This window comes from Pseudomonas sp. MAG733B (genome assembly GCF_036884845.1).
Taxonomy (GTDB): domain Bacteria; phylum Pseudomonadota; class Gammaproteobacteria; order Pseudomonadales; family Pseudomonadaceae; genus Aquipseudomonas.
Genome location: NZ_CP145732.1, coordinates 2314137 through 2328657 on the forward strand (window position 1 = coordinate 2314137; position 14521 = coordinate 2328657).

The 14521-nt window shown below is 59.4% G+C and carries 10 protein-coding genes; 3 read left to right on the top strand and 7 right to left on the bottom strand.

Annotated features, from left to right (window positions below):
• Nucleotides 1-108 precede the first annotated feature (108 nt).
• Together V6Z53_RS10575 and V6Z53_RS10580 are read left to right on the top strand one after the other, a co-directional pair.
• Nucleotides 109-4758, top strand: a complete 4650-nt coding sequence (locus tag V6Z53_RS10575; protein ID WP_338585444.1) for an RHS repeat-associated core domain-containing protein — start codon at nucleotides 109-111, stop codon at nucleotides 4756-4758.
• 52 nt (nucleotides 4759-4810) lie between these two features.
• Entirely contained in the window at nucleotides 4811-5041 is a 231-nt protein-coding gene (locus tag V6Z53_RS10580) for a hypothetical protein (RefSeq protein WP_338586480.1), read from the top strand.
• Nucleotides 5042-5147: 106 nt separating this feature from the next.
• Here V6Z53_RS10580 and V6Z53_RS10585 read toward each other — a convergent pair whose 3' ends face one another.
• Nucleotides 5148-6938, bottom strand: a complete 1791-nt coding sequence (locus V6Z53_RS10585) for a bifunctional diguanylate cyclase/phosphodiesterase (RefSeq protein ID WP_338585445.1) — start codon at nucleotides 6936-6938, stop codon at nucleotides 5148-5150.
• Between the two features lie 119 nt (nucleotides 6939-7057).
• Nucleotides 7058-9139: a carboxy terminal-processing peptidase gene (locus tag V6Z53_RS10590; RefSeq protein WP_338585446.1), complete on the bottom strand. Its 2082-nt coding sequence runs from the start codon at nucleotides 9137-9139 to the stop codon at nucleotides 7058-7060.
• A gap of 138 nt (nucleotides 9140-9277) precedes the next feature.
• Between V6Z53_RS10590 and V6Z53_RS10595 the strand changes: the two genes are divergently transcribed.
• The gene (locus V6Z53_RS10595) at nucleotides 9278-10240 is read left to right on the top strand and encodes an NAD(P)H-quinone oxidoreductase (RefSeq protein WP_338585447.1); all 963 of its coding nucleotides are present in this window, start codon (nucleotides 9278-9280) and stop codon (nucleotides 10238-10240) included.
• A gap of 102 nt (nucleotides 10241-10342) precedes the next feature.
• On the opposite strand, the gene V6Z53_RS10600 is transcribed toward V6Z53_RS10595, so the two are convergent.
• Genes V6Z53_RS10600 through V6Z53_RS10620 form a run of 5 tightly spaced genes read right to left on the bottom strand, consistent with a single transcriptional unit; the run spans nucleotide 10343 to nucleotide 14452 of the window.
• Entirely contained in the window at nucleotides 10343-10996 is a 654-nt protein-coding gene (locus tag V6Z53_RS10600; RefSeq protein WP_338585448.1) for an HAD family hydrolase, read from the bottom strand.
• A gap of 34 nt (nucleotides 10997-11030) precedes the next feature.
• Nucleotides 11031-12020 (bottom strand): ABC transporter ATP-binding protein, encoded by a 990-nt coding sequence (locus V6Z53_RS10605; protein WP_338585449.1) that lies wholly within the window; start codon nucleotides 12018-12020, stop codon nucleotides 11031-11033.
• The gene (locus V6Z53_RS10610) at nucleotides 12017-12817 is read right to left on the bottom strand and encodes an ABC transporter permease (protein ID WP_338585450.1); all 801 of its coding nucleotides are present in this window, start codon (nucleotides 12815-12817) and stop codon (nucleotides 12017-12019) included. The genes V6Z53_RS10605 and V6Z53_RS10610 overlap by 4 nt, the downstream gene beginning before the upstream one ends.
• Nucleotides 12804-13649 (bottom strand): ABC transporter permease subunit, encoded by an 846-nt coding sequence (locus V6Z53_RS10615; RefSeq protein WP_338585451.1) that lies wholly within the window; start codon nucleotides 13647-13649, stop codon nucleotides 12804-12806. The genes V6Z53_RS10610 and V6Z53_RS10615 overlap by 14 nt, the downstream gene beginning before the upstream one ends.
• Complete coding sequence (locus V6Z53_RS10620) at nucleotides 13646-14452, bottom strand: alkaline phosphatase family protein (protein ID WP_338585452.1); 807 nt, start codon at nucleotides 14450-14452, stop codon at nucleotides 13646-13648. The genes V6Z53_RS10615 and V6Z53_RS10620 overlap by 4 nt, the downstream gene beginning before the upstream one ends.
• Nucleotides 14453-14521 lie beyond the last annotated feature (69 nt).

Below are 14521 nucleotides of genomic sequence, written 5' to 3' on the forward strand. Positions count from 1 at the left end.
TGACTTCTTTCCTCGCTGATCCCAGTCCCTTGCGCCAAATTTCCTGCGCGAAGGATTGCTTATGTTCGACCCGGTTTTTTACCCGGCTCCGTTCGTCTCGGTGGGCTGATGGATCACATCACCCGCATCGAGCACGAACTCGACAGTTTCCCGGACACCCTGACGCTCTATCGCCAACAGCTCAAACGCTGGTTCAGCCAGGCCGCCGACAAGGTCAGCCGCGCCACCGACATGCCCTCACTGATGGACATGGAGCGGGTGATCAAACTGGGCAACACCCGCACCGTGGTCAGCAGCGCCGACGACGATTTTATTTCGACCGTTGCGCAGTGTCCGCAAGGCGGAATCCTGCTGATCGAGAGCAAGTTCGAGTCGGTGTATGACGTTCCGCTGGGCAACATTCAGGTCGATGTGATCGCGGTGAGGGGTGGCGAGTCGACGCCGGTCACGCTCGATGAAAACGGCAAGGGGCAGTTCGAAGGCGTGCCGGGCAAGTTCTATCGCGTGCGTGTGCAGAACGAGGTGACGCCGCAGCAGCTTGATGAGCTGTTTTCCACTTATGACGGCCTTGGCCAATCACTCGAAACCTGGCTGCGCAGCGAGTGGGATGAGTTTAAACCTCGGTGGTCGCAGTCGACTTCGGCCGCCGTGGGTAACGGTTTGCTGGCCGGCAGTTGGGCGGCGATTGAGGGTGTGTGGGACGGCATCAACCTGCTGTCGGACATGCTGCAGGATCCTGGCAAGTTTGCTGATCGGCTGGGCAGCGGCGTCGAGCAGTTGAAAGACCTGGCGGAAAAAACGCCCGAAGCCATGGCCAGGCTCCAGCTGCTGGCCAGCGATGAAGCGGCGCTGTGTCTGCTGTTGCGCACCGCCAGTCTTTGGCTGGAGATGCTGCCGCCGAGCGTAATTGCCGGCGAAACCGCCAAGGCCGTATCGATGCGGGTGGTGGAGCTGCTGATCGACATCCTGATCGCCGTCGTCCTGACCTTCGCCACGGCGGGGGCGGGAGTTGCCTATCTGGCGATGCGCTTGGCTCGTCGCGGTACGCAGTTGATCCGTGCGGTCACGCGGCTGGTTGAGTCATTGTTCTCGATCCTCAAAACCTTCAGCGTTTACGTCGACCGCTACAAAACGGTGGCGGCACGGGGCGTTGCAGCGGGCCTGAAAAAAGGCTGGATGCAGTTGCGCTGGAAGGCTCGCAACAACACCTCGCTGAAAAAAGACGAGCCCTTTGACGACGCTTCGGTTCAGGCGAAAAACCCCAATGGTGATAGCGCCGATTCCGCTTCCGGTACAGCCAAGCACGGCTGCCCGGTATCGCTGGTCTCCGGCGAAGAACTGCTGACCCTGACTGACGGTGTGCTGGATGGGCTGCTGCCGTTCGAGTTCACCCGTTTGTATCGCACCAGCGCCGTGGAACTCGACGGCGGCCTCGGGTTTGGCTGGAGCCATTCGTTGGCCCAGCGCCTCGAGATCGACGGCGAGACGGTGATCTGGATCGATGCGGAAAACCGGAGCACGCCGTTTCCGCTGCCGAGTCTGACGCGTCCGACGATCCACAACAGCCTGTCGCGGGCGGCGATCTACCTCGGTGAAGAGCCGGAAGAACTGGTTGTCGCGTTGGCTGGCGAGTCGGTGCGTTTTTTCCATTTTCTGGCTGGGCGCTTGAGCGCGATCAGCGACGCCTATGGCAATCGTCTGAGCGTGCAGCGCGATTTTTCCGGGTGCATTCAGCGCCTGGACAATGGCGCCGGGCGCTGTTTGTGGTTGCGCTATGAGCGTAACCATTTAGTCGCCGTCGACTACCAGCGCTTTTACCTCGGCGATGACCAGCCGCCGGCCTGGCGCACCGAGCAGACGCTGGTGACTTACTGCTACGACGCGCGCTGGCGGTTGATCGAAGCGACGAATGCCGCCGGTGAAAGCGAGCGTTACGACTACGACGAGCAGCAGGTGATCCTGCAACGGCAACTGGCCGGTGGCGCAAGTTTCTACTGGGAGTGGGAAAAATCCGGCAAGGCTGCCCGATGTATCCGCCACTGGGCGTCGTTTGCGCAGATGGACACGCGGTATCGCTGGGACGACGACGGCGGTGTCGTCCTCAAACACGCCGATGGCAGCGAAGAGGTCTACGTCCACGACTCGCAGGCACGACTGGTGCGGCGGGTCGCCGCTGACGGCGGTCAGCAGCACAAGGCCTACGACGCACAGGGCCGTTTGCTCGCCGAACAGGACGCCCTCGGCGCGATCACCGAATACCGCTACGACGAGCTCGGACGGCTGATCGCGCTGATTCCGCCGGAAGACGAGCCGACGTCCTACGAGTACCGCAACGGTTTCCTGCATGCGCGTTATCGCGGTAAGGCCAAGTGGACCTATAAACGCAACGCCCAAGGTGATGTGACCTGGCTGATCGATCCCGATGGCCAGAGCACCTATCACGAGTACGACGGACAAGGGCGCTTGCTGGCGATCCGTTATCCGGACCATAGCCGCCATGTGTTTGAGTGGAACGACCTCGGCCAGTTGCTCGGCGAAACCCTGCCCGACGGCGGGCGACGGCAGTTTGCCTACGACGCGCTCGGGCGGCGGACGACGGTTGAGGACGAACATAGCGGGGTCAGCCGTTACCAGTGGGATGCCGTCGGCCGTCTGTTGCAAACGACCGCGCCGAGCGGCGCCAGTCGCCAGTTCAGCTACAACGCCTACGGCCGGATCACCGCTGAAACCGACGAACTGGGGCGGGTCACCCGTTTTGAGTACGCCGACGATCTGCACCTGGTCAGTCGACGGATCAACCCCGACGGCAGCGAACTGAAGTACCGCTACGACCATGCGCAGCTGCTGCTGACCGAGATCGAAAACGAAGTCGGCGAGCGTTATCGGCTGGACTACACACCAAACGGCTTGATCCGTCAGGAAAGCGGCTTCGACGGCCGGCGCACGGCGTATGCCTACGACCTCAACGGCCAGTTGCTGGAGAAAACCGAGTTCGGTGATGACGGCTCGCAGTTGCTCACCACTTACCAACGCGACAGCGCCGGGCGTTTACTGGTCAAGACCCTGCCCGACGGGGTCAAGGTCGAGTACTGCTACGACGGATTGGGCCGGCTGGTCAGCGTCGATGACGGCCAGGACCATCCGCTGGAGTTCGAATACGACGTCCACGACCGGCTGATCACCGAACATCAGGGCTGGGGCACCTTGCGTTATGGCTACGACGTCAGCGGCCAGCTCAAGCACCTGCGCCTGCCGGACAACAGCCGTCTTGAATACCACCGCGCCGAGGGTGGGGCGCTGACGGCCATCGACCTCAACGGCACGCGACTGACCAACCATCAATTTGAATGTGGAAGGGAGCGCCAGCGGCAACAAGGCCTGCTACTCAGCGACTATGCCTACGACGAACAGGGTCGTTTGCAGGCCCACGCCGTCAGGCAAAACCAGCGTCCGCTGTACCGCCGCGAGTATGCCTACAGCGCCAACGGCAACCTCGCACAGATCAGCGACACGCGCCACGGCCCACGGCGCTACCAGTACGACCCGCTCGATCGCCTGACCGGCGTGCGCCACGGACGTGACCAGGCCCCGGAAAACTTCACTCACGACCCGGCCGGCAACCTGCTGATCCACGACCGCCCCGGCCCCTGGCAGCTCAAGGGCAACCGCCTGCGCCGCCACGCCGACCGGCATTACGACTACGACGCCTACGGCAACCTGATCCGCGAACGCCGTGGCGAGAAGGTCACCGTCTACAGCTACGACAGCCAGCACCGCCTGACCGGCCTCACCTTGCCCGACGGCCGCACAGCGTCCTACCGCTACGACGCCTTCGGCCGCCGCATCAACAAAACCGTCGACGGCCACAGCACGCAGTTTTTCTGGCAAGGCGACCAACTCGTCGCCGAAGCCAGCAAAAGCCACTACCGCAGCTACCTTTACGAACCTGGCAGCTTCCGCCCGCTGGCCATGCTCGACGGCAAAGGCCCGAAAAAAGCCTGCCCGTTTTACTACCAACTCGACCACCTCGGCACCCCGCAGGAACTCACCGACTACGGCGGCGAAATCGTCTGGTCGGCCAAATACACCGCCTACGGCAAAGTCAGCCAAATCACCCACGGCGGCGGCGAACAGCTGGAACAACCGTTGCGCTTCCAGGGCCAATACTTCGACGCCGAAAGCGGCTTGCACTACAACCGCCACCGCTATTACCACCCGGATACCGGACGTTATCTGACGCCGGATCCGGTGAAGCTGGCGGGAGGACTGAACCAGTATCGGTACACGCCCAATCCGACGGGGTGGGTGGATCCGTTGGGGCTAGCGTGCCAATGTCCGGGCGATACAGGTACCGATGGGCCGTACAGTGAAATTGTTCCGGGTGGTGGATTAGCTGCGCATGAAGCTCAGGGAGGTCATCTTATAGAGAAGCATATTGATAGGTCCGAAGCACAGTTGCGGGAAAGGCTCAAGGCTGAACCCCATATACCAATTGCGTCGACATTTCCTAATCGGACTGCTGCAGAAACCACAGTTTCAAGTGTTATTAGTAAAAATAAAAAGTTGATCGATGAGTTCATGAAAGGGAAAGCACAGAAGCTCGTTATTACCCAGCCTATGCCGGCACCCGTTGGCGTTGGCGTCGTTCGCGATAGTGGAAGGCTCGAAGTTTTGTCTACAGTAAAATTGATACTTAAGAAAACTCCAAGCACGTCGTCTGGCCACTTTATATTAACGGGGTATGCAAGTGATAAATGACTCGTTTTGGAAGCTTTATCAGTTCTTGGGAGCCTATTTTAATGAGGACTGGATGTGTGAGTGCGAGGTGGCTGACGATGTTGTTAGGTCGTTCATGAACGACTCTACAGCTGAGACAATATCAGAAGTGAAAGGTGAAATTGTCGCTCTACTGCACATGCGTATGGCTGAGTTCGAGTTGAGAGAGTTTTTACTTAAAGATATGAGTTGTTCTTATTGTTATTGGCATGAGTGGGAGTCAGGGGAGGTATGGCTGAATCATCTTGTTGAGATGCTTGGTTAGTGAGGTTATCTGATTGGTCGGCGGTTGGGGGGGCAGCCTACTTGAATGGGCTAGGTGAGAATCAATTCGAGATTTGGATTGTTTGGTCCGCCATCATCGCGAGCACTCACCGCTGCCCCACCAACCAAGCCCCTTCAGGCTCCGGCACCGCCAAACTATCAATTACATACACGCTATACCCCGGCACATTCTTCGCGTGGTGTTTAGCCTGTGAGGCCATCTCGGCTAACTGGCTGGCATCAATTTCCTCGCAGGCTTCCGGGTGCAGGTGCACCACGCCGATGGACAGCGACAGCAGCGGAAATTCCTGGCGTACGCCCTGGCGGTTGGGGGCGATGAAGCAGCCGGCTTCCAGGTGTTCGGCGCGGTAGAAGCGGCGGCACTGGCTTTGGAAGTCGTCCAGTAGCTGGTTCAAACGTTTGCCCCAGTCTTCCGGGCCGAGCACCAGCAAGAAATCGTCACCGCCGATGTGGCCGACGAAGTCGCGGGACGGGTCGACGCGGTCGTTGAGGCATTGCGCCAGGCACAGCAGGACTTCGTCGCCACGGCCGTAGCCGTAGATGTCGTTGAAAGGTTTGAAGCTGTCGATGTCGACGTAACAGATCACCGATTCGCGTTTCTGTTGCAGCAGTCGCGTCAGGCATTGCTGAATCGGCACGTTGCCCGGCAGCAGGGTCAGCGGGTTGGCGTAGCGGGCCTGCTGGATCTTTAGTTCGGTAATCAGCTTGAGTACGTCGATTACCCGGCCCAGGCCCAGGTAGCTGCCGTTGAGGGTGATGATGAAATCTTCTTCGATGCGTTGCCGGGCGCGGCTGGTGATCAGGCGGCTGACCTGTTGCAGCGACTGGCTCATTTCGACGGCGAGGAAGTCATCGCTCATCAGGCGGCTGATGGGTTTGCGGGCGAACAGGTCAGTGGCGAACGGTTTGAGCAAGGCGTCCGAGAGCGAATGGCGGTGGACGATGCCGCAAGGCTGGTCTTGTTCATCCAGCACTGCCAGCGAGTTCAGGTTGGCTTGGCGGCGGAAGGCTTCCAGCACCGTTGCGGTTGGCGTGTTGCGACCCACAGCAGGCTGATCGTTGAGCAGGGCGCTGAGGTCGCTGACTTCATCGTTCAACGCCACGGCAGTGCTGTCCTGTCGCGGCATCAGGGTCCGGGCATCCCGTGGCGGATGTTCCTGCGGACGGCAGAGCAGATAGCCCTGAACCAGATCGATACCCATCTCGGTCAACACCGCCAGTTCTTCCGGCAACTCGATACCCTCGGCGATCACTTGTGCACGCGAAGCCTTGGCGATTTGCAGGATCGAGCCGACGAATTCGCGCTTGAGGGCATCCTGATGGATGCCGTCGATGAAATGGCGGTCGATCTTCACGTAGTCGGGACGCAACTCGGACCACAAGCGCAGGCTCGAATATCCCGCACCCAGGTCATCCAGGGCGATGGAAAAGCCCATCGCCCGGTAGTGATGAAGGGCGGTCTGCAGCAACTGGAAGTCGTCGATCGGCGTCTGTTCGGTGAGTTCGATCACCACCTGGCTCGGCGGGATGCCGAAATCCTGCAGCAGTTGCAGGGTACGACCGGGTTGATGCGCTGCTTCGAGCAGGGATTCCGGAGAAACGTTGAGGAACAACTTGCCGGGTAACTGTTGTTCGTTGAAACGCCGGCAAGCGCTCTGCCGACAGGCGATTTCCAGTTCGCTCAAACGACCGGCCTGGCGGGCGACTGCGAACAATGCGATGGGCGAGTGCAGCGGGCTGTTGGAGGGGCCGCGGCTGAGGGCTTCGTAGCCGAGAATTCTTCGCTCAGAGAGGCTGATGATCGGCTGGAACAGACTGTGCAAACCGCCTTGAGTCAGAATCGAGCTCAACGCACTCAGCTGTTCGGTTGTGGTCATGGCGTTCTCTGGCGATAAAAAAAGGACTGGGAGCCTTGGCTCCCAGTCCTCTATTGCACGACAGAATGATGACTGTTTGATGACGCCCAGCTGGGCATCAGCATTAAATTGCCATCATTTTAGTGCTTGGCCACCGCGGTATTGAGTTTGAGGTAGTCCAGCAGAATGCGCCCGGTTTCGCTCAGGTAGGCATCGTCTTCCGGCTTGGTCTTGTCTTGCTCTGCCGCGATAGCGTCTTCGTCTTCTTTCTTCAGCTCTTTGAGCGGTTCTTCGCCCTTGGCCTTGCGACGGATGTTCTCCATGGTCAGTTGCTTGGCTTCGATATCGGCGTGTTGCGCGCGACGCTCGGCTTCGTTGAGGCTGACGGTTTTCTCGTTCATCAACTTCTGCGCCAGGGCCAGTTTGTCGCGAATGAACACGAACTCCGCATCTTTGGCTGTACGCACGTCATGCTCGGACTTGAGCTGGGTGATGTACGGTTTGAACGGGTCGACCGCAGGCTTGATCGCCGCGCGGATGGTGTCCCACGGCATGGCTTCCGGCAGGGCGCTTTCACCGATTTCCTTGGTGTCGATGATCGACGGGTAATCGATGTCCGGCAGCACGCCCTGATGCTGGGTGCTCTGACCGGAAACCCGGTAGAACTTGGCCAGGGTCAGTTTCAGTTCGCCATGGTTCAGCGGCTGAATGGTCTGCACGGTGCCTTTACCGAAGGTCTGGCCGCCGATGATCAGAGCGCGATGGTAGTCCTGCATGGCGCCGGCAAAAATCTCCGAAGCCGAGGCGGACAAGCGGTTGACCAGCAACGCCATCGGACCTTTGTAGAAGGCGCCCGGGTTTTCATCTTCGAGGACGTCGACGCGGCCATCGGCGTTACGCACGAGTACGGTCGGGCCTTTGTCGATGAACAGGCTGGTCAGCTCGGTGGCTTCCTGCAAGGAGCCGCCGCCATTATTGCGCAGGTCGATGACCACGCCGTCGACTTTTTCTTTCTGCAACTCGGTCAGCAGCTTCTTGACGTCGCGAGTGGTGCTCTTGTAGTCCGGGTCACCGGCACGGAATGCCTTGAAGTCCAGATAGAACGCCGGGATCTCGATGACGCCTAGCTTGTAGTCCTTGCCGTCCTGTTTCAGGTTCAGCACCGACTTCTTCACTGCCTGATCTTCAAGCTTCACCGCTTCGCGGGTGATCGGCACGATCTTGGTGGTCTGGTCGTTCGGCGCGTTGCTGGCCGGAATCACTTCCAGGCGCACCACGGTGCCTTTCGGGCCGCGGATCAGCTTGACCACTTCATCAAGACGCCAGCCCACCACGTCGACCATCTCTTTGTTGCCTTGGGCAACGCCGATGATCTTGTCGGCCGGAGCAACTTGTTTGGTCTTGTCCGCTGGACCTGCCGGTACCAGGCGCACGACTTTCACTTGATCGTTATCGCTCTGCAACACGGCGCCGATGCCCTCAAGGGACAGGCTCATGTTGATGTCGAAGTTTTCCGCGTTATCCGGCGACAGATAGTTGGTGTGCGGGTCGTAGGACATGGCGAAGGTATTGATGTACGCCTGGAAGATGTCTTCCGCGCGGGTCTGGTCCAGACGCGCCAACTGGTTCTTGTAGCGCTTGGTCAGGGTTTCCTGGATTTGCTTGGAATCCTTGCCGGCGATCTTCTGACGCAAAACCTCATCCTTGACGCGTTTGCGCCACAGGTCGTCGAGTTCTGCGGTGGACTTGAGCCAAGGGGCGTCCTTGCGATCGATCAGCAAGGTTTCCTTGGTGGTGAAGTCCATTTTGTCGACGCCCTTGTTCAGCTCGGCAAGGGCGAAGTCCAGACGCGCTTTGACGCGGTCCAGGTAGCGCTTGTAGATGGTGAACCCGGCGTTGAGGTCGCCGCTCTTGAGGAAGTCGTCGAACTGGGTCTTCCACTTGTCGAATTCGGCAATGTCGCTGGCCATGAAATAGCTGCGCGAAGGGTCGAGCAATTTCAGGTAGCTGTCGTAGATGATCACCGAACGCGCGTCGTCGAGCGGCGGCTTGCTGTAGTGGTGGCGCTTGAGCAGTTCCACGACGTTCAGACTGGCAATGACTTCGTCACGATCAGGTTGAAGCTTGTCCCAGCTATTGGCTGCGAAAGTATTGCCGGACATCGGCAACAGGCCGATGCCGATGAAAAGAGCGAGGGCGGTGCTGGGGAACAAACGCTTCATGTTGATTCGACGCGGGGACAATTGATAACGCATATTAGGCCGTCTTTGAAGTCGCCGGTTCCACATGGGCCGGTCGCATAATGCAAAAAGCCCGGCGCTACAGCTTCGGGCTCAGTCCAGACTCACTATGGAGGCACTGTGAAAGCATTGCAAGGCGTTGACGGTCAAGTGGAGTGGGTTGAAGCGCCGAGTCCTACGTGTGATGTAGGACAAGTTCGCATTCGTGTGGCGGCAGCGGGTCTCAATCGCGCCGATTTGTTGCAGAAGGCCGGCCTGTATCCGCCACCGCCGGGGGCCAGTCAGGTGCTCGGTCTAGAGTGTTCGGGAGTGATCAGCGAGGTCGGTCCGGGCTCGTCGTGGAAGGTCGGTGATCGCGTCTGCGCCTTGCTGGCCGGGGGCGGCATGGCTGAAGAGGTGGTTGTCGACGGACGGCACGTGCTACCGGTTCCCGACGAAATGTCGCTGGCCGAAGCAGCCGCGTTGCCGGAAGTCTATGCAACGGTCTGGTTGAATTTGTTTCAACTCGCTGCGCTCAAACCGGGTCAGAAAGTTCTTCTGCACGCCGGAGCAAGTGGAATCGGTTCAGCCGCCATTCAGCTGTGCAAGGCGTTCGGCAATCCGTGCTGGGTCAGCGTCGGCTCGGCCGAACGGCTGGCGTACTGCGAAGCGCTCGGTGCCCAGGGTGGCGTGGTGCGCACCGGTGATCTGGAGAGCCTGAGCGACCTGGGGCCGTTCGATGTCATTCTCGACCCGGTGGGCGGCAATTACGCGGCGCTGAACCTCAAGCTGATGGCGCTGGACGGTCGTTGGGTGCTAATCGGGTTGATGGGTGGCCGCGAGGCCAAGCTGGATCTGGCGCAGGTGTTGGCCAAGCGAGTGCAGCTTTTGGGGTCGACATTGCGTAGCCGTGACGATCAGCTCAAGGCGGATCTGTTCAGTGATCTAAGTCAGCACGTGTGGCCGTTGTTTGCTGAAGGGCGATTGAGCCCGCAATTGGCCAAGGCTTTCCCGATCAAGGATGCCGAAACGGCGTTTGCGGAATTGGCGAGTAATACGGTGGCGGGGAAACTGGTATTGGTGATTGACGAAAATCTGAAGTGAATCCTGTAGGAGCATGGCTTGCCCGCGATGAACGATGACTCGGTCTGTCAGACAAACCGAGTCGTCTGAATCGCGGGCAAGCCTTGCTCCTACAAGAGCGGGTTATTTCCAGATGTGGATCGGCCAACCAGCCTTCTCGGCCTGCTCGCGCAACACCGGGTCCGGGTTTACCACATGCGGGAAATCCACCTTCAGCAACAAAGGCAGGTCATTGCGTGAGTCGGAGTAAAAACTCGCGCCTTCCAGGTTTTCCTCTTCCGCATCCAGCCACTCCAGCAACCGGGTGATCTTGCCTTCGCGGTAGGTCAGGGTGCCGACAGTCTTGCCGCTATAAGTACCGTGAGCCACTTCCAGTTCGATGCCGAGAATCTCGTCGATGCCCAGGCGCTCGGCAATCGGTGCCACCAGGTGCGTGCCTGAAGCGGAGATCACCAGAATACGGTCACCGGCCTTGCGGTGCGCGGCGATGGTTTTGGTGGCGTCGCTGAAGATGATCGGTTCGATGAAGTCTTCTACCCACGGACCAACCAGGTGCGCTACTTCTGCAGGTGTACGGCCAATCAACGGCTCCAGGCTGAAGGCCATGTAGTCTTCCATCGCCAGATGGCCTCGGCCATAGGCGTCCATCAGTTCCTTGTCGCGACGCAGGAAAGATTCGCCGTCGACCCAGCCGAGGCGGACCATTTGTTCGCTCCACAGCGAGGCGCAGTCGCCGTGGATAAGGGTTTCGTCCAGATCAAAAATTGCCAGGGCCATCAGTGCAGTTCTCTCTTCAACGTCAGCAAGGTCATCAGGCTACCTCACACAGGGCCGTCGGATCGATGGAAAGTGCCAGGCGCTGACCATCGGGATGCAGGTCGGAAGCCGAACGGTTGAGCACATCCACCACCAGTTCCACGCCACGTGCTTCGATGCGGTAGCGAATCACGTTGCCCAGCAAGCTGTGGCTGCGCACCTGTGCGTCGAGTTCGCCGTTCAGGCTCAGTTCGATGGCTTCCGGGCGAATGGCGATTCGGTGGTTGATCGGCCGTTGCAGCAGTTTCGTCGCATTCTCGGCGTCCAGCAGGTTGTAGTTGCCGATGAAGCCTGCGGCGAATACGTCCACGGGCGCGGTGTAGAGGGTTTCGGCGTCGCCGCTTTGTACGATTTTTCCCTGATTCATCAGGAAAATGCGGTCAGACATGGTCAGGGCTTCTTCCTGGTCGTGTGTGACGAATATCGTGGTCAGGCCCAGTTCGCGCTGGATCTGACGGATCTGCTCACGCAGGTGCTTGCGGATTCGCGCATCGAGTGCCGACAGCGGTTCATCCAGCAGCAACAGGCGAGGTCGGGTCACCAACGAGCGGGCGAGGGCGACTCGCTGACATTGACCACCCGACAGCTGATGCGGATAACGCGCAGCAAAGTCGTGGAGTTCTACCAGTCTCAAGACTTCGGCGACGCGCTTCTGGCTGTCATCTGCGTTGACCTTTTGCATGCGCAAACCGAAAGCGACGTTCTGTTCCACGGTCATGTTGGGGAACAGTGCATAGCTCTGGAACACCATGCCGATCCCGCGTTTTTGCGGGCTCAACGGCACGATGTCGACACCATCAAGCAGGATCTTGCCGCCGTCCACCGAGGTCAGCCCGGCGATGCAACGCAATAGCGTGGATTTGCCGCAGCCGGACGGGCCGAGCAGGGTGACGAACTCGCCTTTCTGGATTTCGCAGTTGATGTCGCTGAACACCGTGGTGCCCGCGTAGTTTTTCTGAAGGTGTTGGACGCTGACATAGCTCATTCGCTTTTGTCCCTGTTCAAGATGTTGGCAATCCAGGTCAGAACCAGCACAAATAAGAAGTAGGAAATCACCAGCGCACTGGTGAAATGGCCACTGCTGTTGCGCATGTTGTTGAGGTAGACCTGCAGGGTTTCGTAACGGGTGCCGACGAGGATGTTGGCGAAGACGAACTCACCGAACAGGAACGAGAACGACAGCAGCAACGCCACCATCAAGCCCTTGCGCAGGTTCGGCAACACCACCAGGAACGCAGCCTGGAAGGTGCTGGCGCCGAGCAGTTGGGCGGCGTCCATCAGGTCACGCAGATTGATCGCTTGCAGGTTGTTGGTGATCGCCCGGTACATGAACGGCAGCGCCACGGTGAAGTAGCAGCCGATCAGGATCCACGGCGTACCGACCATCGCGAATGGCCCGGAACCGTAGAGCTGCAACAGCCCCACAGACGACACCACCGGCGGCACGGCGAAGGGCAGCAGGATCAGGATGTTCATCAACGCATCGAGTTTCGGGAAGTGGTAATGCACCACGAACAGCAGCGGCAGAATCAGTACCACCGACAAAATCAATGCACCTACACACACCAACAGCGATTGGCCGAAAGCGTTCAGGAAGCGCGGATCGCTCCACAGCTGTGCATACCATTTGATACTGAAACCGCTGGGCAGAATGGTGGCCGACCAACTGCTGGAAATCGAGTAGATAAAGGTGCCGAGCAGCGGCAGCAACATAATCGCAAACAGCAGGTAAACCACCACGCGATGGTAGATGCCGGCGGGCCCCAATTCAGCGCGAGACATGGTAGCTCCTCTTCAGCAGCAGTTGATGGACGATGGTCACCAGGGTCATCAACGCCACCAGTACCACGGCCAGGGCACTGGCCAGGTTCGGGTCCAGGGAAATGTCGCCCGAGACCATCGCTGCGATGCGGATCGTCAGCACGTTGAAGTTGCCGGTGGTCAGGGCGTACACCGTGGCGTAGGCGCCGAGGGCGTTGGCCAGCAGGATCACGAAGGTGCCGAGCAGTGCCGGGGTCAGCACCGGCAGACCGATGTGCCGCCAGTACTGCCAGCCGTTGGCGCCAAGTAATGCGGCGGACTCACGCCAGTCTTCGCGCAGCGCGTCGAAGGCCGGGTAAAGCAACAGCACGCCGAGGGGAATCTGGAAGTAGGTGTAGAGAATGATCAGCCCGGTTTTCGAGTACAGGTTGAAGTCCTGAATGATCCCGGCCTGCTTGAGCATGATGGTGAAGCTGCCGTTGAAGCCCAGCAAAATGATGAAGGCAAAGGCCAAAGGCACGCCGGAGAAGTTGCTGGTCATGTTGGCGAAAGCGTTGACGAAGTTGCGCAGTTTCGAGTCGACCCGGCGCAGGGAATAGGCGCCGAGCACTGCGATCACGATGCCGAACACGCTGGACCAGAAACTGATCTCGAGGCTGTACTGGATCGCCTGGAGGTAGAACTTCGAGCTGAAGATTTTGGTGAAGTTGGCAATACCCCAGCCGAACTCTTCGGATTCAAGGCTGTTGATCATCACCCACACCAAAGGGGCGATTTCGAACACGATGAAGAACAGAGCGAAGGGCACCAGGCATAACGCTGCCAGCCATTTGCCGCGGGTGTTGGAATTCACTTGAGCAGCTCCCGACACACAGGTTTGTCATGAGGTACGCCCAGCAGTTCGCAGACGGTGCCGCAAATCTCGGTCTGCTTGGGCGTGGCGTCGGCGCTGAAGCTGAACGCATCGCCGAGCACGAACAGCGGGACTTCGCGTTCTTCCGGCAGCAAGCCGTTGTGGGAGCGGTCGTTGTTCATGCCGTGGTCGGCGGTCACCAGTATCTGATAGCCGGCGTCGAGCCAGCCCTGCAGGTAGTCGGCGAGGTAGATGTCAGCGAAGCGTGCGCTGTTGCGGTATTGCGGGGTGTCGAGGCCGTGCTTGTGCCCGGCGTCGTCGATGTTCATCGGGTGGATCAACAGGAAATTCGGCGCATGGCGCAGGCGCAGGTTTTCGGCGTCGGCGAACAGGTGCGAGTCCGGGTAGTGATCGCTCCAGTAGAAATGCCCGTGCTGGATCGGTAGATCGGGGTTGTCTGTATGACGATCCCGGGATGCCACGAACGGCGAGCGGTTATACAGCTCGCTGACCCAGTGGTAAGCCGCCGCCGCGGTTTTCAACCCGGCGTCGGTGGCGTAGTGATAGATGCTGCGCTGATTGGACAGGCGCGAGACGTTGTTGTGGACAATGCCGCTGTCGATCGGCGTGACGCCGGTGAGGATGCATTCGTAAAGCGGACGGGACAGGGCCGGCAACTCGCACTCCAGTTTATAGAGCGCTGCGCGTCCTGCGCCGACATATGCCTGCAGGTGTCCCATGGCGTGGCGGGCGACTTCGTAGTTAAGGCCGTCGAGCACGACAAGGATGACGTTGTGCTTCATGGGGATGGGACTCCGCAAAACAGGAATTCGGAAATCTCGGACTTCACTCGGTCCAGTGTGGGAGCGGGC